Genomic DNA, 19,351 nt, shown 5'->3' on the forward strand with positions numbered 1-19,351 from the left:
ACCACCTCGCACAGCGCGCGTCATGTTCATGTCTTTCCTCTCTCCCCCGCCCGCTAAAGAGTTCACCCATTCGCAAATCTCTCCGACGTCGGTGAAATAGCGCGATCCCCGGTCGCGGCCCCGCCGCGGGAGCCGCAGGGTCGAAAGAAAGCGATGTCGAAGCGACGGCGGCCGGCGTCGGACTCGCGGCCCGTCTCAGAACCGCGGCGACTGGGCCTGAACGACGTCGGACACGGCGCTCAGTTCGCCCGCGAGGATGACCAGCACGTCGTCGATAGAGAGGATACCCGTCAGTTCGCCCTCGTCGTCGACGACCGGCACCCGGCGGATGTCGTTTTCCGCGAGCGTCTGGAGGACGTCGAACATCTCCTCGTCCTCGTCGACGGTCACCGGGTCCTCGGTCATGAGATCCTCGACCGCGCTGTCGGTGAGGTCGGGCGTCTCCTCCATCGCGAGCGTGATCTTCCGGTCGGTGATGATGCCGACGGGGCGGTCGTCCTCGGTGATCACGACCGTCCCGACGTCCTGCTCGGACATCATCGCGACGATGGTGGCGATGGGCGTGTCGCGGTCGGCGGTGACGACCTCGTCGCGGGCGAGCCGGTCCATCCCGACCGGCTCTACGGGGATCGACTGCGCCCGCTGGCGGTACTGCTGCATCTGACCGCCCCGCATCTGGCCGCCCTGTGCCTGCCCGCTCTGCATCTGGCCGCCCTGCTGCGTCGTCCCGGACTGACCCGCCTGAGCGCCCATCTGTCCGGCCTGCTGCCCGGTCTGACCGGTTCCGCCTTGATGGCTCGTGCCTGCGTGCTGACCCGCGTGACTCGTGCCGGCCTGCTGTCCACCGTGGCTCGGCTCGGACTGTCGACCTACCTGAGCGTTACCGGGCTGGTGGCTCGTTCCCGTCGTCTCGGCTCGGGAGGGCTGGCCCGAACCCTGCCCGGTCTGGTGCGACTGCTGTCCCGTCCCGCGGTGACCCATCTGCCCGGACTGATGGCCCATCTGCCCGGACTGCTGCCCTGCACCTGAGTGGCCCTGCTGGCGCATCTGCCCGCCGCTCTCCCCGCCGAACTGGGAACCACCCGAGGGGTGGGTTCCGCCGGCGTGCTGGGAACCGCCGGACCGGGCACCGCTCTGCTGGTGTTGCTGCTGGGGCGACGGCTGCCCGCGGCGGCCGCCGGACCCCTGGCGTCGCTGCGACTGGCCGCCGGACTGGTGGTGCGACTGCTGGCCCGGCGGGGTGTACCCCGTGCCGCGCTGCGGCGGTTGACCGCCCTGCCGTCCCTCGTGCGGTCCCTGTTGTCCGCGCTGTCCCTGCTGTCCCTGCTGGGAACCGCCGGACCCCGGGGGAGACTGCGAGCCGCCGCGCCCCTGAGAGCGACCGCCCTGCTGTCCTTGCCGGTGCTGTTCGTCGGTCCGTCGTCGGTCGGATGTGTTACGGTCTCTCATGAATATCACCGCTGTTTCCGCGTCCGAGTGTCACGGCGACACGCGGGGCCACGACACTGCGGCGAATAAACCCCGACGACAGTTACGGCTTACACGGTTCGAAACGGGGGTTAAGGCCACGTTTGCCGGCGATAAGCGCGGCCCACCGGCCCGGTAAGCGTCGCTACGCGGCCGGAAAGAACGGGAAGGAGAGGAGCCGTTAGATGTAGTCGATCGACTCGGGGAGTTCGAGCTTCATCCCCTTGCGCTCGCGGATCTCCATGATCTGGTCGCGCTGGAGGTTGTCGGCCATGACCTGGAAGCCGGCGTTCTCCGTGTTCCAGGAGGCGCGGCCCTCGGTCGCGGAGCGGATGTCGCTGGAGAAGCCGATCATCTCCTCGACGGGCGCGACGCCCTCGACGACCATCAGGTCGCCTTCCTGGTACATGTCGTCGACGCGGCCGCGGCGACCCTGGATCTCGCCGGAGGCCGAGCCCATGTACTCGTTGGGGACGTCGATGCGGACGTCCTGGATCGGTTCGAGCAGGCGAACCTCGCCGCGGATGAGCGCGCGGTGGACGGCGTCGCGGACGGCCGGGATGACCTGCGCGGGACCGCGGTGGATGGTGTCCTCGTGGAGCTTCGCGTCGTGCAGGCGCAGCAGCGAGCCCTGGACGGGCTCGGCGGCCAGCGGACCGTCGTTGAGTGCCTCTTCGAGGCCCTCGATGACGAGCTCCATCGTCTCGTTGAGGTGCTGGATACCCTTCGTGTCGTCGATGAGGATGTTCGTCCCGTGGATGTGCTCGACGTTCTGGGACGTGTCCTTGTCCATGCCCGCTTCCTGAAGCGCCTCGCGGCGCTCCTGCTCGGGCATGTTCATGGAGACGTCGCCGAGCTGGATCTTGTCGACGATCTCCTCGTCGAGCGGCTGGAGCGAGATGTAGAAACGGTTGTGGCGGTTCGGCGAGATGCCCTCGACCTCCTGGGTCGGCTGCTGGGGGGCCTCGCGGAAGACGACGATCGGCTCACCGGTGTTGACCGGGATGCCCTGATTGCGCTCGATGCGCTGAGTGATGACCTCCAGGTGGAGCTCGCCCTGTCCGGAGATGAGGTGCTCACCGGTCTCCTCGTTGATCTCGATCTGGATCGTCGGGTCCTCCTTGGAGACTTGCCGGAGCGTCTCGATGAGCTTCGGCAGGTCGTCCATGTTCTTCGCCTCGACGGACTTCGTGATGACCGGCTCCGAGATGTGCTCGATGGACTCGAACGGCGTCATCTCAACGCTGGAGACGGTGGAACCGGCGATGGCGTCCTTGAGGCCCGTGACGGCGGCGATGTTGCCGGCGGGGACGCGGTCGACCTCCTCGCGCTCGCCGCCCATGTAGATCCCGACGCTCTGGATGCGGTTCTTGCCGGCGGTCCCGGAGACGTACAGCTCCTGGCCCTTCTCCAGCGTGCCGGAGAAGACGCGGCCCGCGGCGATCTCCCCCGCGTGGGGGTCGACGCCGATGTCGGTGACCATCAGGACGACCTCGCCGTCCTCGTCGACTAGCCGCATCGTGTCCGCGAGCTCGGAGTCGGCGTCGCCGCGCCAGATCCGCGGGATACGGCGGGGCTGCGCGTCGACGGGGTTCGGGAAGTGCTCACAGACCATGTCGAGCACGACGTCGGACAGCGGCGTCCGCTCGTGGAGCTCCTGGCGCTTGTCGTTGCGCTCGAGCTCCATGATGTCGGCGAAGTCCATCCCGGTGCGCTGCATCGACGGGAAGGAGACCCCCCACTTGTAGAGCGCGGAGCCGAAGCCGACCGTGCCGCCCTCGACGGAGACGGTCCAGTCCTCGTCGATGTCGTCCATCTCCTCGGTCATGCCGCGGATGAGGTCGTTGACCTCGCGGATGACCGAGAGGAGGCGGTTCTGCATCTCCTCGGGCCCCTCCTGGAGCTCGGAGATGAGGCGGTCGACCTTGTTGATGAACAGGGTCGGCTTGACGCCCTCGCGGAGCGCCTGGCGCAGCACCGTCTCCGTCTGGGGCATCGCGCCCTCGACGGCGTCGACCACGACGAGCGCGCCGTCGACGGCGCGCATCGCGCGGGTCACGTCGCCGCCGAAGTCGACGTGGCCCGGCGTGTCGATGAGGTTGATGAGGTAGTCGGTGTCCTCGTACTCGTGCGTCATGGAGACGTTCGCGGCGTCGATCGTGATGCCGCGTTCCTGCTCGTCCTCCTCCGTGTCCATGGCGAGCTGTTCGCCCGCGGTCTCGTCGGAGATCATGCCCGCACCGGCGAGCAGGTTGTCCGTCAGCGTCGTCTTGCCGTGGTCGACGTGCGCGGCGATGGCGATGTTCCGGATCTGCTCCGGTTCGTCCATCAGCCGTTCGCACTGTTCGACGATCTTCTTACGTCGGCCCATTAGTACCCCATAATCGCCAGCGGGGTGAAAAGGGTAGTGTTTCGTTGTCGGGGTGTGAGAGGGTGAAGCACGGTCCGAACCCGGCGAAATGACGGGGTACGAACATCCCGACGCGACGGGGCAGGAACGACCCGAAACGGCGGGCGGTCCGACCCACAGTTTTGAGGGAGCGCGTCGTACCCCGACGCATGGTGGGGGACCTTCTGATCTACGGATCGTACGGCTACGCGGGACGCCTGATCGCGCGGCGCGCCGTCGACAGCGGGCTGGACCCGACGATCGCCGGCCGGGACCCGGAGCTGGTGGAACGGCAGGCGACCGACCTCGGCGTCGACCACCGCGCGTTCAGCCTGAAACACCAGCGCGTCGTCGAGAACCGCGTCGCCGAGGCGGACGCGGTGCTCAACTGCGCCGGCCCGTTCTCGTCGACGACCGGCCGCCTGGCGTCGGCCTGCATGGCGGTCGGGACGGACTACCTCGACCTCGCCGGCGAGATCGACGTCCTGGAGTGGGTCGCGGCGCGGGACCGCGAGGCGGAGAAGGCGGACGTGTCGCTCGTCCCGGGCGTCGGCTTCGACGTGGCGGCGACCGACTGCCTGGCCGGGTTCCTGGAGTCGCAACTGCGGTCGGCGACCGACCTGACGCTGGCGCTCGACGGCCTCGGGACGTTCTCGCCGGGGACGCTGAAGTCCATCGTCGACGACCTGCCGAAGGCCGGGGCAGTCCGGGAGAACGGGGCCGTCCGGACCAGGCCGGCGGCGTGGAAGACCCGGGAGTTCGACTTCGGGCGCGGGTCGAAGACGGCCGTCACCGTCCCGTGGGGCGACGTCTCCTCGGCGTACTACACCACGGGCATCCCGAACATCGAGGTGTACGCCACCGTCCCGGAGTACGCCATCGGGCCGATGCGGCGATCCCGGAGTCTGATGCCGCTGCTCGGCAGCGGCCCGGTGAAGACCGCCCTGAAGGCGCTGATAGACGCGACGGTGTCGGGGCCGAGCGCGGAGAAACGGTCCCGGAGCTCGACCCGCGTGTGGGGCGAAGTCACCGACGACGAGGGGAACAGCGTGGCGGCGCGGCTGGAGACGCCGGACACCTACGACTTCGCGACGGCCAGCGCCGTCGACGCCGCCACGCGCGTGCTCGAAGACGACGCGCCGGCCGGCTTCCAGACGCCCGCCTCGGCGTTCGGGGCGGACTTCGCCCTCGATATCGCCGGCGTCGGTCGGACCGTCGTCGATGCGAAGCGGGCCCCCGCCGCAGGGACGGGTCGGTGACGGGGTAAGAGTCATACCGCTCCGACTCCTGTTAGAGGTACGCATGGACGTTCGCGTGCAGGGGCCGGGGCCGACCGCGCCGTTTCTCAGCGCACAGGACCGCTTCGAGACCGAGTACGACCTCGACCTGCCGGTCCACGTCCGCGTCCGCGAGGACCCCGACGAGCGGACCTGGACCGGTCACGACGCGGAGAAGCACGTTCTCAACATCTCGCGACAGGCCGCGACCAGCGCGATGGCGCGGGATCTGGCGCTTCACGAGTACGCCCACATGCGCCGCCACGAGAGCGGCCACCCCTCACACACCCAGTCGACGGAGGAGGCGCTGTACCTCGCGCTCGCCGGCAAGAGCGTCGAGCGGCGGCGGCTCACGCACTGCTACCAGATCGCGAATCACATGAAAGACATCTACGCCGACGACATCACGCTCGAAGTCGGCTCGCCCGACAAGCTCGTCGACTTCCTCGAATCGAGCCTCGCGAGCGCGCTCGTCGACGCGCCCGGGCGGCCGCCGCGGAACGTCTCGCACCCGCAGAACCCCGCGGCCGACCCGGAGATCACCGCGGTCAACGCGGCGTTCGCGCTGGCGCTGGTCGAGCGCCACGACCTCGTCGACCGGGACCACCGGATCTACGACCTCGCCGACGCCGCGGCCAACGACGCGCCGAACGTCAGTGTCGACCGATTCCGCCGGCAGTTCCGCTCGCTCTCCCGGGACCCCGACGAGAGCGAGTACCGGAAGGCGCTGGTCGACGCCACCCGCGAGTATGCCGCTGGGGGCGAGCGGGCGGCGGACTGACGGACGAGCGCGATACCCGAAACGCGCCCGCTTAAGGAAACTCCCGTTCTTCGGATCGGTAGCATGCAGGTACGCGTCGACTGGCGCACTAGTTGTAGTCTGGTCGGGACCGTCTGCAAGTACATCGCGGTTCCGATGGGGTTTCCGCTCCTCGTCGCGCTCTACTACGGCGAGTCGCCACTGCCGTTTCTCGTCGGTATCGGCGTCGCCGCCGCCCTCGGGTTCTCGCTCGAACGGCTCGACCCGGACCCGGAGCTCAGACACCGGTCCGCGTTCCTCATGGTGTCGCTCACGTGGCTGGTCGTGCCGCTCGTGGGGACGGTCCCGTACCTCGTCGCGGGGAACGGGACGATCGCTCACCCGGTCAACGCGATGTTCGAGAGCATGAGCGGCTTCACGACGACCGGATCGACCGTGCTCGGTGAGATCTCCTTCGAGCGCCACTCCCGGTCGGTCCTGCTGTGGCGACAGCTGACCCAGTGGCTCGGCGGAATGGGGATCGTCGTGCTCATGGTGGCGATCCTCTCAGAACTGTCGGTCGGCGGCGCACAGATCATCAGCGAGGAGGCCCCGGGCCTCAATCTGGAGAAGCTGACGCCTCGGATCCAGGAGACCGCCCGCGCGCTGTGGCTGATCTACTTCGCGTTCACCGTCGCCGCGGCCGCCCTCTACTACGGGTTGCATCTGGCGGGTCTCGCGCCGAACATGGACCTCTACAACGCCGTCGCGCACGCGCTCACGACGCTTCCCACGGGCGGGTTCTCGCCCGAGGCCCGGAGCGTCGAGGCGTTCAGTCCGGCCGTCCAGTGGGCTGTCATGCTGTTCATGGTCGTCGCCGGGACCAACTTCGCGCTGTTCTGGCACGTCGCGCGCGGCAATCCGGAACGGTTGACGCGGAACACCGAGTTCCGCACGTACCTGCTCGCGATTGGCGTCGTGGGCGGTCTCGTGACGGCGCTGCTGTACACCGGCCACGGTCTGGCGGAGGTGCCGGAGAACGTCGCGACGATACCGGGGAGCGTCGAACCGGCGCTCCGGCAGGCCCTGTTCCAGGCGCTCGCCATCGTGACGACGACGGGGTACGCCAGCATGGACTTCAACACGTGGAGCGCCTCCGCACAGGTCGTGTTGCTGTTCGCGATGTTTCTCGGCGGGTCGGCCGGGTCCGCGGCCGGGTCCATCAAGATCGTCCGCTGGCTGACGATCGCGAAGGCGAGCCGCCGGGAGCTGTTCACGACTATTCACCCCGAGGCGATCCGCCCGATCCGCATGTCCGACGGCATCATCGACGAGGAGACGCTGCGCGGCGTCGCGGTGTTCATACTGGTCTTCGTCTCGATATTCGCGGTCTCGACCGTCCTGATCTTCGTGGACGCCCACCGCACCGGTCTCGACCTCTCCGCGATCGAGGCCGTGAGCGTCGCGATCGCGACGCTCGGCAACATCGGACCGGGGTTCGGAATCGTCGGGCCGATGGACAGCTTCCTGCCGTTCTCGAACGCAGCGAAGCTGTACATGGTCGTCCTGATGTGGATCGGCCGCCTGGAGATCCTCTCGGTGCTGGTGGTACTGACGCCGTCGTACTGGCAGAGCTGATGACCTCGCGACCGCTGGCACGACGGGCAGGCCGACGGCCGTGCCGTCGCCTACTCCTCCCCGGGCGTGAACCGCACGAGCACGTCGTCGCGCTCCGTCGGGAAGCCGTCGCCGGCCCGGCCGTCGCGGTTGCAGGTGACGCCGTACAGCGCGTCGTCCGGCCCCTGTTCCACGTGCCGGACGCGGCCGAGTTCGTCCTCGAACGTCGTGTGTGAAGTCGCTGTGTAGCGGTCGTCGTAGAACTCGTCGTCGAACCGCCGACCCCCGTCCGCGGGGGGCAGGTCGCGGTCCGGCTGCGAGAGCGTGACGACGTTCACGTGCTGGCCGCCGAGCGCGCCGATCACCAGCCGGTTTCGCCACTGCGGGAGGGCATCACCGGTGTAGAACACGGAGCCGGACGGCGCCCAGGTGGCGTTGCCGGTGTTGGCGACCGGCGGGTGTACCCCGTCGGCGGGGTACTCGTCGACCTCACGGGCGTCGGGCCACCCGTAGTCGTGCCCGGGGACGAGCACATTCACCTCGTCGTTGCCGCCGGGCCCGTGCTCGTCGACGACCGGCGTCCCGTCGGGGAGGAACGTGACGCCCTGCGGGTTCCGGTGGCCATACGTGTACACGCGCGGATCGCCGACGCCGGGGTTCCCCGGCGCGGGGTTACCGTCCGGCGTCACGCGAAGCACCGCTCCCGCGACCGACTCCGGGTCCGCAGCGAGCGGCTCCTCGCCGGCGTCGCCCGTCGTGATCCAGAGGTAGTTCTCCGGGCCGAACGTGAGGCGACCGCCGTTGTGATAGCTGTCCGCCGGGATCCCGTCGACGATCGTCGTCTCCGTCGCCTCTGGGTCGTCCGCGCTCACGTCGACGTACGCGACCCTGTTGTACCGCTCGTCGCCGTCCTCGTACGTGTAGTAGACGTACACCACCGGCGGGTCGGGGTACGCGGGGTGAACCGCGACGCCGAGGGTACCGCCCTCGCCGCCCTCCACCCACCAGCTGCTCTCGTCGGAACCGGGGTCGAGCGACCCGGCGTCGATGGCGTCTGCGGGCCGAGTCACCTCCCTGACGTCGTCGCCGTCGAACACCTTGATGCGGCCGATCCGCTCCGTGATGAACAGCTCGCCGCTCGGGGCGAACGAGAGGTCCCACGGGATCTCCAGGTTCTCGACGAGCACCTCGGTCTCCACGGCCGCCTCGACGGGCGAGGCGGTCGGCGAACTCCAGTCGGGGTCGTAGCGGTCCCACGACGCCAGGTCGTGGGGGGCGGAGAGGTCGTAGTTCGGTTGTTCGGCAGTCGTTCGGTCGCTTCCCGGCGACCCCGCCGAGACGCAACCGGCGAGGCCGGTCGCGCCCGCGAGGGCAAGGAAGCGACGCCGGGACCAGCGTTCACTCATATCCGCCCCGTAGTTTAGGTCAGCCTAAATACTTTCCATCTTATGGAGAGGTAAGTTTCGGACAATACTCGGCATCAGGACCGGTCGGCGACGCCCGCGGGGGCAGTGTCGGGCGCAACGGGCGTCGCGAACAGCACCAGGACGACGGCCGCGGCGAGGAAGACGCCGCCGAACCCGGCGACGGCGACGAGCGGCCCCGCGGCGTCGGCGACGACGCCGCCGGCGAGGATCAGCGGGACGCGGAGGAGCGCGTACGCCATCGACGCCGCCGACAGCACTGTCGCCCGCCCAGCGGCGTCGATCCGGTCGTTGAGGTACCGCCCGGCGACGGGCCGGAGGAGGGCGTCGCCCGCCCGCATCGCGAGAAACACCGGGACGGCGAGCGCCGGCGCGGCCCAGGGTGAGACGAGCGCCAGGCCGATGCCGACAGGGACGAGCAGCACCGCGGTCCGGAGCCCCAGCGCCGACTCGACGGTTCCGGCGTGGTAGCTCGCCACCGCGGCGACCCCGGTGAAGCCCGCGTAGAGCACGCCCAGCGTCGACGCCTCCGGAACGCCGAGCCACGCGGCGTCGCGCTCAAGCACCACGACGGTGATCGGCTGGACGTACGTGTTCGACGCGGACACCGTGCCGAAGAAGAGGCCGACGTAGAGCACGAACGTCCGGAGGTCCGGCCTCGCGAGCGCCGTCCGGACCACGCCGGCGGCCTCCCGCGCGGTGAGGTGGTCGTCGGCGTCGCCCGCGTAGCCCTCGTTTCGCGGCATCGAGAGGAGGACGGGGATCCCCGCGACGTTGACGGCGGCCGCGGCGACGAACGGCACCGTCGGCTCGACGACGTACAGCAGCCCGCCGGCGACCATCGTGACGACGCTCGCCCCCCGCTTGAGCGATTCGCCGCGCCCGCGGACGCGCGTGAACCGGTCCTCGTCCCCGCGGGCCCGGAGCGTGTCGTACAGCCACGCGCTGTCGCTTCCCGACCGGAACGTCAGGCCGAGCGCCCAGAGCGCGTACAGGGCGACGAACGCGGCGAACGACCGCGCCCACACGAAGCCGACGAGCGACGACACGAGCAGCGCCGCGCTGATGACGAGGCTGTTTCGCCGGCCGACGCGGTCGCCGACGTATCCCGTCGGGATCTCCCCCGCGGTCACCAGCACGGCGACGACCGCCGACAGCGTCGCGATCTCGCTGTAGGAGAGGCCGCGGGCGAGCATGAACAGCGTGAAGATCGGCGTGATGAAGCCCACTGAGGCGGTGGCCTGATACAGGAAGTACCGCCTCACCGGCGGTGACTCGTCACGCCACATTCTGGCCGCCCCCGGTCGTCGATCGGACCGGCCGGCCGGTCCCCGCGAACGCTGTGGCGCGGGACCTGACTGCGGCGCGCGCGATCTCCGTCATTCGGCCGGGACCACTCGCGGGACCGAGAAAAGCGTTCGCTGAACGGCATTTTTGTATCATCACGTATGTTTCTCCCCGACGCCGGCGCCCACTCACCCCGACACCGAAATACTCACACGTGATGGCATTGAAAAGAACGGGCACATGCCCTCCGACCGCACCCGACGCCGAGTGCTTCGATCCGTCGCACTGGCGTCCGGAGTCGGCCTCGCCGGCTGCTCTGAACTGTCGAGCGGCGGGGAATCGACCACGACCGGAACGACCACTGAGACGGGAACGACGACCGGGACCGCCGCTTCGAACGACGGCCAGGATCGCCCGGTCACGGGCGAGGCGGTCCCCGAACTCGCGCCCGTGGACGACGCCGTCCTCGGGTTCGCGTCCGAGAACGGCGTGCCGGCTGCCGCCGCGGCCGTCGCGAGGGACGGCGAGGTCGTCCACGAGCGGGGGTACGGCTGGCGCGACGCCGACCGGACCGACCCCGTGCCGCCGGACACCCCCTTTCGCCTGGCGAGCGTCACGAAGGCGCTGACGAACGCGGCCGTGCACGGCCTGTTCGACGACGGGGCGCTCTCGCCGGACACGCGCGTCTTCCCGATGCTCGACCTCGACCCGCTCCCAGGCGACGAGCCGGACGACCGCCTCGACGAGATAACCGTCCAGCACCTCCTCAACCACGCCGGCGGGTGGGACCAGCGGGCGACGTTCGATCCCGTGTTCCACGACTTCGCCATCGCCGACCGGATGGACCTCTCGGAACCGCCCGGCCCGCGCGAGACCGCCCGCTTCATGCTCGGCCGTCCGCTCCAGTTCGACCCCGGCAAGCGACAGGTGTACTCCAACTTCGGCTACCTCCTGCTCGGTCTGCTCGTCGAGCGCGTCGCGGGCGCGTCGTTCCCCGAACACGTCCGCGAGTCGGTCCTCGGCGGCGTCGACGCCGACCGCCTCTACCGGGGCGCGTCGCTGCCTGAGAACCGCCCGGACCGCGAGGTCCACTACCGCAGCAACGGCCGGTGTTCGAACGTGATGGCGCTCGACCGCGACGACATGGTCCCCTGTGCCGACGGCGGCTTCCACCTGCAGGGAACCGGCGCCGCCGGGTCGCTCGTCAGCTCCACACGCACCCTGCTCGGGTTCGCCGGCGACTACTGGATCACCGGCGAGCCCCGCGCCGGCGACGGCGGGCCGTACGTCTACTTCGGCTCGATCTACGGCACCTTCACGATGCTCAAACAACGGTCGGACGGCGTCGACGTCGCCGTCCTCCTGAACCGCCGCGGCGCGATGCCCACGTCGTTCGCGTCGCTCGAAGAGGACGTCGACGCGGCGATAGACGCGGTCGACGAGTGGCCGTGACCGGCGGCACCGCTGGGCGGCGAGAAGACGAGAGAAGGGAAAGTTACCGCGCGGCGGCGGCGACGCGCTCTTTCTCTTCCTTCTGGTTGATCGCGTACGTCTGGACGTCGTAGTTGGCGGCGCCGAGCAGCTGGTCGGCGAGCGCGTCCTCGACGTCGGTCGCGCTCTTGAAGGAGTCCTGGTAGACGCCCTCCGCGATGAACTTCAGCGCCTGGTCGACGCGGCGCTGGGGCGCGACGTCGACGGCCTTCGGGACGGAGATGCCACCGTACTTCAGGCGGACGGTCTCCTCGCGGGGCGCGGCGTTCTCGACGGCGGTGACGAGCACCTGCACAGGGTTCTCGTCGGTGCGGTTCTCGATGGTCTCGAACGCGTCGCGGACGATGTGCAGCGCCTGCTGCTTCTTGCCCGTGTTCTCCTCGGTCTGCATCAGGCGGTTGATCAGCCGCTCGACGATGGAGATCTCGGACTTCTGGAACTGCTTCTGCGCGTGACGGCCCATCGTGTGCGCGACGGGCGTGACGGTGATGTAGCGCTCGGTCGAGGGGTCGGCGTACTCGATGCCGGTGACCTCGTACTCGCCGAACAGCTTCGCGCCGAGTCCGTCCTCCTCGTCCGTGCCCGCGGGCTTCTCCGGTTCGGGTTGGTCTTCTGCGGACATGGTTATCGGACCGGCTTCTCCGCGTTCCCGCGGACGAGTTCGATCAGGCTCACGCCGTTGACCTTCTCGACCTTGTAGTTCACGCCGGAGAGGTCGCCCATCGCGCGGCCCTTCGCGCCGCCGATGCCGGCGATGGTGACCTCGTCGTGCTCGTCGATGAACGAGATGGCGCCGTCGCCGGGGCAGAACGCCGTGACCTGCTTCCCGTTCTTGATGAGCTGAACCCGGACGCACTTCCGGATCGCGGAGTTGGGCTGTTTCGCTTCGATACCTACCTTTTCGAGGACGATACCGCGGCCCTGGGGCGCGCCCTCAAGCGGGTCGGACTGCTCACCGAGACCCCGCTCACGGCGGGCGTACTCCGTGTCGGACCACCGTCGCTTCTGGCGGTCCTGCTTGAGTTTGCGCGCGGCGTATTTGCCGTTTGCCATAGTACCTGCCTGTAGCTAACGGAGCCACTTAAGCATCCCCTTTTGCGACGGCGCGTTACGGCCTGAGCGCGCGCGAGCGGGGGCGATAGCGGGATCTGAACGCGTTTCGCCAGACTAGCTCTGCGCGACGTTCGGGACGGATGCGGTCAGCAGATCGGCTGAGAGGATCGAAACGAAGCGAAAAACGGCGGGGGGTTACGTCAGCTGGATGTCGTCGACGTCGTAGTGGCGCGCGACGAGCGTTCGGGCCGCCTCGATGTTCTCGCCGCCCTTGCCGATGGCCGCGCCGGTGTCCTCCTCGGCGACCTCGGCGTAGGCGATGGTCTCGTCGTCCTCGCTTATCGTCACGTTGTAGACCGCGGCCGGCGACAGCGCGTTGGCGACGAACGCCTCGGCCGTGTCCGCGTCCTCGACGAGTTTGACGTCCCTGCCGATCGTCTCCTCGACGCGGCGGACGTGCCGGCCGCCCGGCCCGATCGCGTCGCCCATGTCGCCCGCGGTCACGAGGATGAGCACGCGGTCGTCCTCGACCACGCAGTCCCGGGCGGTCGCCTCGGTCTCCTCCTCGAACGCGGCGATGAACTGGCGCGCGGCGTCGGACAGGGTTCGCGTCGGCATCAGTCGGCTTGCTGCCGGTTGAACGACCCCATCTTGAGGTCGACGTCGCCGGTGCCGAGCTTGATCGGCTTGCCGACGATGACGTTCTCGGTGACGCCGTCCAGGTCGTCGACCTCGCCGTGGATCGCCGCGTCGAGCAGGTGGTTGACCGTCACCTCGAACGCGGCGCGGGCCAGCACGGAGTCCTTCGAACCGGAGATGCCGTGGCGGCCGATGGACTCGATGGTCCCCTGATTCGTCATGATGTCGGCGACCAGCATCAGGTGTCGGATGTTCACGTCGTCGAGGCCCTGCTCCTCCAGCGTGTCCATCGTCTCCTCGATGATCGCCTCGCGGGCGGCCTCGACGCCGAGGTTCCGGTAGATCTCGTGGATGTTGTTACACGTCGTCCGGGAGGCGTCGACGCCCTCGATCGAGAGCACGTCGCCGAAGGCGGACCCCTCGGTGTAGAGGACGAACTCCTCGCCCTCGTCGGTCTCCTCCTTGCGGATGACGACGCGGGTGACCTCCTCGATCCCCTTGAACGTGATGTCGCGCAGCTCCTCGACCAGTTGCAGGAGGTCGCGGTAGCTGGGCTCCTCGGGGCCGAACTCGATGGCCGACCCCTGCTGGACGGTGTCGACGCCTAGCGAGTCCTCGATGATGCCCGCGATCTCCGCGGCGATCTCGTCGGTACTGTCGACGCGGGGCCAGCGCTCCTGAAGCGTGTCCTCGTTGAGGCTGATCTGGACGCGCATGTCGGCGACATTCGTCGAGATGTCGCCCAGCGCGAGGATCTTCGTCGCCTCGATCTCCCAGACGACCTCGTGGGCGCGCTCGCGGTCGTCCGCGAACTCGTCCTCGAGGAACACCGTCATCATCGGCGTGTCCGGGGTCTTCCGGGCGTCCACCAGCTCGATGAGCCGTGGGAGGCCCTGCGTGACGTCGATCTCCGCGACGCCCGCGTAGTGGAACGTGTTCATCGTCATCTGCGTCCCCGGCTCGCCGATCGACTGCGCGGAGACGGTCCCGACGGGGTCGAGCGGGTCGACGCGCGTGTCGAGGTAGCGGTTCTCGACCGCCTTCGATATCTGGTCCGCCTGCTCGACGGTGACGCCGTCGCGCTCCTCGATCGTGCTGTACACTTCGTCCTTGAGCCGCTTGGGGAGGTCCGTGTCCTCCACGACGGCTTCGATGTCGGCTGTGATCTCAGTCATCGTTCATCGGGGGTTCCGAGGGTGCGGTCGGCTCGCTGGGCTCCGGGAGCTCGTCGGCGCGCCGGGAGTCGGCGTGCTCGGAGAGGTTCGTCGGCGGACGCTTCTCGCCCAGGAACTCCTGCAGCGAGGCGTCGTCGTCGAACTCCGCTTCGAGGACGCGGTCGGCGATGCGGTCGACGTCGATCTCGTTGTCGGCGTCGGAGGACACCTTCACCGGGCTGGTGCCGTCCTCGCCGAACTCGAACTGGACGACGGTGTCGCTCGTGTCGCGGACGGTGCCGTCGTACTGCGTCTCCAGCTCGGAGAGCGCGTTGATGAGGCGGCGCTGCAGGTAGCCGGACTTCGACGTCCGGACCGCCGTGTCGACCAGGCCCTCGCGGCCGCCCATCGCGTGGAAGAAGAACTCCCGCGGGGTGAGGCCGTTCGTGTAGGAGTTCTGCACGAAGCCGTGGGCGTCGGCCGACAGGTCGTCGGGCTTGTAGTGGCTCAGCGTGCGGTCCTCGTAGCCGCGGTTGATCCGCTCGCCGCGAACCGCCTGCTGGCCGACGCAGCCGGCCATCTGGGTCAGGTTCAGCAGCGACCCGCGCGCCCCGGACTCGGCCATGACGACCGCGGGGTTGTCGTCGTCGAAGTGCTCCTCCGCGATGTCGCCTGCGTTGTCACGCGCGCGACCGAGCGTCTGCATGATCTTCATCTCCAGCGTCTCGTCGACGGTGCGGCCCGGCAGGGACTCCAGGTCCCCGTTCTCGTAGGTCTCGATGAGCTCCTCGACGCGGTCGTTCGCGTCGGTGATGGTCTCGTTGATGCGCTCCTCGGCCTCCTGGGGCACCGTCTCGTCGTCGATGCCGATGGAGAAGCCGAAGTGCATGATAGAACGCATCGCCAGCGAGGCGACCTCGTTGATGAACTGGCGGGCGCGGGTCTTGCCGTACACCTTCGCGATGGTGTCGACGACCTCGCCGCCGAACGCGCCGACGCCGCCCTCGTCGATGGTGCCCTCGACGAGCTGGCCGTCCTCGACGACGACCGTGTCGCCGGCTTCGCTGGTGAACTCCAGGTTCAGGTCGTCCGGCAGCAGCTCCGAGAAGATGTCGTGGCCCGTCCAGTAGGGCAGTCCCTCCTCGTCGGTGCCGCTCGGCTCGGGCAGCTCGTCGATGCGCGTCGCGCGCAGCAGGTCGAGCGCCTGGGTCTCGTTGAACTGCGGGTTGGTGTGGGTCAGCAGGTAGGTCCCGCTGATGTGGTCCTGGATCGCGCCGATGATGTTCTCGCCGAAGCGCGGCGAGAGGATCTGCTCCTGGACGCGCATCAGCACGCGCGCCTCGGCGCGGGCCTCCTCGTTCTGGAGGGCGTGCATGTTCATCTCGTCGCCGTCGAAGTCCGCGTTGTACGGCGGGCAGACGACGGTGTTGAGCCGGAACGTCTTGTACGGCATCACGACCACCTCGTGGGCCATGATGGACATCCGGTGCAGCGACGGCTGGCGGTTGAACACGACGATGTCGCCGTCGATGAGGTGGCGGTTCACCTCCCAGCCGGGCTCGACCTTCTCGGCGAGCTCCTCGCAGTTCTTCTCGGTCACCTTCAGGCGGCGGCCGTCCGGTCGGCGGACGTAGTTCGCGCCCGGATGACCCTCGGGACCGTTGGAGACGTAGCGGCGCGCGTCCCGGAGGTTCCGCTCGTTGACGTTCATCGTCTGGGTCATCTCCTTGGCGACGCGGTCGGGCACGCCGACCTCGTTGAGCGAGAGCGTCGGGTCGGGCGAGATGACGGTCCGGGCCGAGAAGTTCACGCGCTTCCCGGACAGCGAGCCGCGGAAGCGGCCCTCCTTGCCCTTCAGGCGCTGGCTGAGCGTCTTCAGCGGCCGGCCGGAGCGGTGGCGCGCCGGCGGCGTGCCGCTGATCTCGTTGTCCATGAAGGTGGTGACGTGGTACTGGAGCAGCTCCCAGAGGTCCTCGATGATGAGCTGGGGCGCGCCGGCCTCGCGGTTCTCCATGAACCGCTGGTTGATGCGGATGATGTCGACCAGCTTGTGCGTGAGGTCGTCCTCGCTGCGCTGGCCGTTGTCCAGCGTGATCGAGGGTCGCGCGGTGACCGGCGGCACCGGCAGCACCGTCAGGATCATCCACTCGGGCCGCGAGCGCTCGGGGTTGATGCCGAGCACCTCGATGTCCTCGTCCGGGATGTCCTCGAACCAGTCCCGGATGTCGCTCGGCATCAGCTTGTTCATGTCCTCCTCGGTGAGGTCCACGTCGAGCGCCTTCTCGATGGCCTTGCGGTCGTCCTCGCGCGGGCGGAACTCGCCCGAGAGGATCTCGTTGACCCGCGAGAGGGCGATGCCGGTCTCGTCGGCGAGCTCGTTCGGGCTCGTCGGCTCCTCGTCCTCGTCCTCGTCGCCCTGCATCGCGGCGGCGATCATCTGCGGGTACTCGCTGGAGAGGACCTGCTGGACCTCGTAGTACGTGGTCGGCTTCTCGTGGTTGATGTCGAACTGGACCTCGCCGCAGTGCGGGCAGCGGTCCTTCTTGCGTGCCTGCCGGATGGCGGCCTTCGTCACGTCGCTGATGTCGTTGCCGAGATCGACCGTCGTCTGGAGCTGCTCGCTGAACTCCGCCTTCTCGTCCTCGGTGAGCGTGAGCCGCGAGCAGTCCCGACAGGTGCCGCGAAGCAGGCGGCGGATGAGCTTCGTGAAGCCGACGTGGATGACGGGCGCCGCGAGCTCGATGTGCCCGAAGTGGCCGTTACAGGAGCCGGAGTGCTGGCCGCAGGTCTTGCACTCCAGACCGGGGTCGATGACCCCGAGACGCGGGTCCATCAGCCCCATGTCGATGGGGAACCCGTCGTCGTCGTAGGTGTCGGCCGTGATGATCTTCGTCGCGCTCATGTCCCGATACTCCTCGGGGTCCATCAGCCCGAAGCTGATTTCGCCGATCTCTTTGGGTGTCTGGTTCGTTGCCATGTTAGACTGCGTCCTCCAGTTCCAGTCGCGGCGCGATACCGAGCGCCTTCATCTCGTCGAGCAGGAGCTTGAACGCGTAGCTCATCTCGATCTCGTGGACGTCCGTCTCCTCGCCGCAGTTCGGACAGTAGACGCGGTTCTGCTCGACGTTCTCGACCGCGCTCATCCCGCAGTTACCGCAGACGTGGATGAACTCGCGGTCGGACTCGTCGAGGAGCCGTTCTTTCAGCGCCATCGCGGCGCCGTGCCCGATGAGCACGTCGCGCTCCATCTCCCCGACGCGCAGGCCGCCCTCGCGGGCGCGGCCCTCGGTGGGCTGGCGGGTCAGCACCTGCACCGGACCGCGCGAGCGGGCGTGGAGCTTGTTCGAGACCATGTGGTACAGCTTCTGGTAGAAGATCGTCCCGACGAAGATCTCGGCCTCGATCTTCTCGCCGGTGACGCCGGAGTACATGATCTCCTTCCCGCTTGACTTGAAGCCCTTCTCCGTCAGCGCGCCGCGGAGCTCGTCCTCGTCCTCGCCGGTGAAGGCGGTCCCGTCGACGCGGCGGCCTTCGAGCGAGCCGACCTTGCCGCCGATCATCTCCAGCACGTGGCCGACCGTCATGCGCGACGGGAGCGCGTGCGGGTTCAGGATGAGGTCCGGAACGAGGCCCTCCTCGGTGAACGGCATGTCCTCCTGGGGCGCGATGTGGCCGACGACGCCCTTCTGACCGTGCCGGGAAGCGAACTTGTCGCCGAGTTCGGGGATGCGCTCGTCGCGCACCGACACCTTCGAGAGCTTGGAGCCGTCCTCGCCCTCCATCAGCGTCACCGTGTCGACGACGCCGCTCTCGCCCGAGCGCATGGTGACGGAGGTCTCACGGCGCTTCTGGGGGGAGAGCCCGCCCATGTCGTCCGGCTCTTCGAGGAACCGGGGCGGACTCGTCTTGCCCAGCAGGACGCTGTTCTCGTCGACCTGCGTCTCGGGGTTGACCAGCCCGTCCTCGTCTAAGTGGTTGTACGCGTCCTCGCCGCGGGCGCCGCGGACGTCCTGGCTCGGGATCTCGAAGCGGTCCTCCTGGCCGCCGGGGTAGCGGCGCTCCTCGCCCTCGTAGGTGCGCAGGAAGTGCGAGCGGGCGAGCGCGCGGTCGACCGACCCGCCGTTCAGCACCAGCGCGTCCTCGATGTTGAACCCCTCGTAGGACATGACGGCGACGACGAAGTTCTGCGCCGCGGGGCGCTCGTCGTAGCCGATCTGCTCGGTGGTCTGGGTCTTGACCATCGAGAGCTGCGGGTAGTGCAGGAGGTGCTGGCGCGTGTCGGGGCGGATGCGGTAGTTCGCCGCCGGCAGGCCGAGCGACTGCTTGATCATCCCCGCGCCCATCGTGATGCGCGGCGAGGCGTTGTGCTCGGGGTAGGGGATCATCCCCGACCCGATGCTGAAGATGAGCTGCGGGTCGATCTCCAGATGGGTGTGGTCCTCGGTGATGTCCTCGCGCTCGACGGCGACGTAGATGTCCTCCTCCTCCTCGGCGTCGATGAACTCGACGTAGCCGTGCTCGACGAGGTCCTCGAAGTCGAGGGTGCCCTCCTTGACGGCCTCTATCTCCTCGTCGGAGATGAGCGTCTCGCCGTCCTCGACGACCAGCAGCGGGCGGCGCGCCCGCCCGGCGTCCGCGTTGACGATGACCTCGCGAGTGCGGTCCTTGACCGAGACGTTGACCATCTCGCTCACGTCGCCGCGCCGGCGCGCTTCGCGGATCTGCTCGGCGAGCTGGTGGGGGTCCGGGTGGGTCCCGACCAGGCTCCCGTTGACGTACACCTTGGCTTCTCGCTGTTGTTGCTGACTCATGTG

General features: G+C 68.6%; 14 protein-coding genes. 4 read left to right on the forward strand and 10 right to left on the reverse strand.

The features are described 5' to 3' along the window. Positions 1-195: 195 nt before the first annotated feature. Together D8670_RS12590 and D8670_RS12595 are read right to left on the reverse strand one after the other, a co-directional pair. Positions 196-1,449, reverse strand: a complete 1,254-nt coding sequence (locus D8670_RS12590) for a CBS domain-containing protein (protein WP_121818437.1) — start codon at positions 1,447-1,449, stop codon at positions 196-198. Positions 1,450-1,648: 199 nt separating this feature from the next. Beyond that, positions 1,649-3,838 (reverse strand): elongation factor EF-2, encoded by a 2,190-nt coding sequence (locus D8670_RS12595; RefSeq protein ID WP_121818438.1) that lies wholly within the window; start codon positions 3,836-3,838, stop codon positions 1,649-1,651. Positions 3,839-4,026: 188 nt separating this feature from the next. On the opposite strand from D8670_RS12595, the gene D8670_RS12600 reads away from it, so the two are divergent. From D8670_RS12600 to D8670_RS12610, 3 genes are all read left to right on the forward strand, one after another. Further along, a complete protein-coding gene (locus D8670_RS12600; protein WP_121818439.1) occupies positions 4,027-5,115 on the forward strand; it encodes a saccharopine dehydrogenase family protein in 1,089 nt (362 codons plus the stop codon). 43 nt (positions 5,116-5,158) lie between these two features. Next, positions 5,159-5,914 carry a DUF5781 family protein gene (locus tag D8670_RS12605; RefSeq protein WP_121818440.1) on the forward strand — a complete coding sequence of 252 codons (756 nt, stop codon included), beginning with the start codon at positions 5,159-5,161 and terminating at the stop codon, positions 5,912-5,914. Between the two features lie 63 nt (positions 5,915-5,977). Further along, positions 5,978-7,510 carry a TrkH family potassium uptake protein gene (locus tag D8670_RS12610; RefSeq protein WP_121818441.1) on the forward strand — a complete coding sequence of 511 codons (1,533 nt, stop codon included), beginning with the start codon at positions 5,978-5,980 and terminating at the stop codon, positions 7,508-7,510. A gap of 50 nt (positions 7,511-7,560) precedes the next feature. On the opposite strand, the gene D8670_RS12615 is transcribed toward D8670_RS12610, so the two are convergent. Both D8670_RS12615 and D8670_RS12620 read right to left on the reverse strand, forming a co-directional pair. Continuing rightward, positions 7,561-8,895, reverse strand: a complete 1,335-nt coding sequence (locus D8670_RS12615) for a PQQ-dependent sugar dehydrogenase (RefSeq protein ID WP_121818442.1) — start codon at positions 8,893-8,895, stop codon at positions 7,561-7,563. Between the two features lie 74 nt (positions 8,896-8,969). Further along, positions 8,970-10,202 (reverse strand): MFS transporter, encoded by a 1,233-nt coding sequence (locus tag D8670_RS12620; protein WP_121818443.1) that lies wholly within the window; start codon positions 10,200-10,202, stop codon positions 8,970-8,972. 265 nt (positions 10,203-10,467) lie between these two features. Here D8670_RS12620 and D8670_RS12625 point away from each other — a divergent pair, with 265 nt between their 5' ends. Continuing rightward, positions 10,468-11,652, forward strand: a complete 1,185-nt coding sequence (locus D8670_RS12625) for a serine hydrolase domain-containing protein (protein WP_162994290.1) — start codon at positions 10,468-10,470, stop codon at positions 11,650-11,652. Positions 11,653-11,695: 43 nt separating this feature from the next. On the opposite strand, the gene D8670_RS12630 is transcribed toward D8670_RS12625, so the two are convergent. The 6 genes from D8670_RS12630 to rpoB all read right to left on the reverse strand — a co-directional run bounded on the left by D8670_RS12630 (position 11,696) and on the right by rpoB (position 19,348). After that, a complete protein-coding gene (locus tag D8670_RS12630) occupies positions 11,696-12,313 on the reverse strand; it encodes a 30S ribosomal protein S7 (RefSeq protein WP_121818445.1) in 618 nt (205 codons plus the stop codon). A 2-nt stretch (positions 12,314-12,315) separates the two neighbouring features. Continuing rightward, positions 12,316-12,744, reverse strand: a complete 429-nt coding sequence (locus D8670_RS12635) for a 30S ribosomal protein S12 (RefSeq protein ID WP_121818446.1) — start codon at positions 12,742-12,744, stop codon at positions 12,316-12,318. A 195-nt stretch (positions 12,745-12,939) separates the two neighbouring features. Next, the gene (locus D8670_RS12640; protein WP_121818447.1) at positions 12,940-13,362 is read right to left on the reverse strand and encodes a NusA-like transcription termination signal-binding factor; all 423 of its coding nucleotides are present in this window, start codon (positions 13,360-13,362) and stop codon (positions 12,940-12,942) included. After that, a complete protein-coding gene (rpoA2, locus tag D8670_RS12645) occupies positions 13,362-14,558 on the reverse strand; it encodes a DNA-directed RNA polymerase subunit A'' (protein ID WP_121818448.1) in 1,197 nt (398 codons plus the stop codon). Before rpoA2 ends, D8670_RS12640 begins: the two co-directional genes overlap by 1 nt. Beyond that, on the reverse strand, positions 14,551-17,514 hold the full coding sequence (locus D8670_RS12650) for a DNA-directed RNA polymerase subunit A' (RefSeq protein ID WP_121818449.1): 2,964 nt from the start codon (positions 17,512-17,514) through the stop codon (positions 14,551-14,553). The genes rpoA2 and D8670_RS12650 overlap by 8 nt, the downstream gene beginning before the upstream one ends. Before the next feature lies 1 nt (position 17,515). After that, entirely contained in the window at positions 17,516-19,348 is a 1,833-nt protein-coding gene (gene rpoB / locus D8670_RS12655; RefSeq protein WP_121818450.1) for a DNA-directed RNA polymerase subunit B, read from the reverse strand. Between the last annotated feature and the right edge of the window lie 3 nt (positions 19,349-19,351).

It is taken from the genome of Halostella limicola, assembly GCF_003675875.1.
GTDB classification, from domain to species: Archaea; Halobacteriota; Halobacteria; order Halobacteriales; family Natronoarchaeaceae; genus Halostella; species Halostella limicola.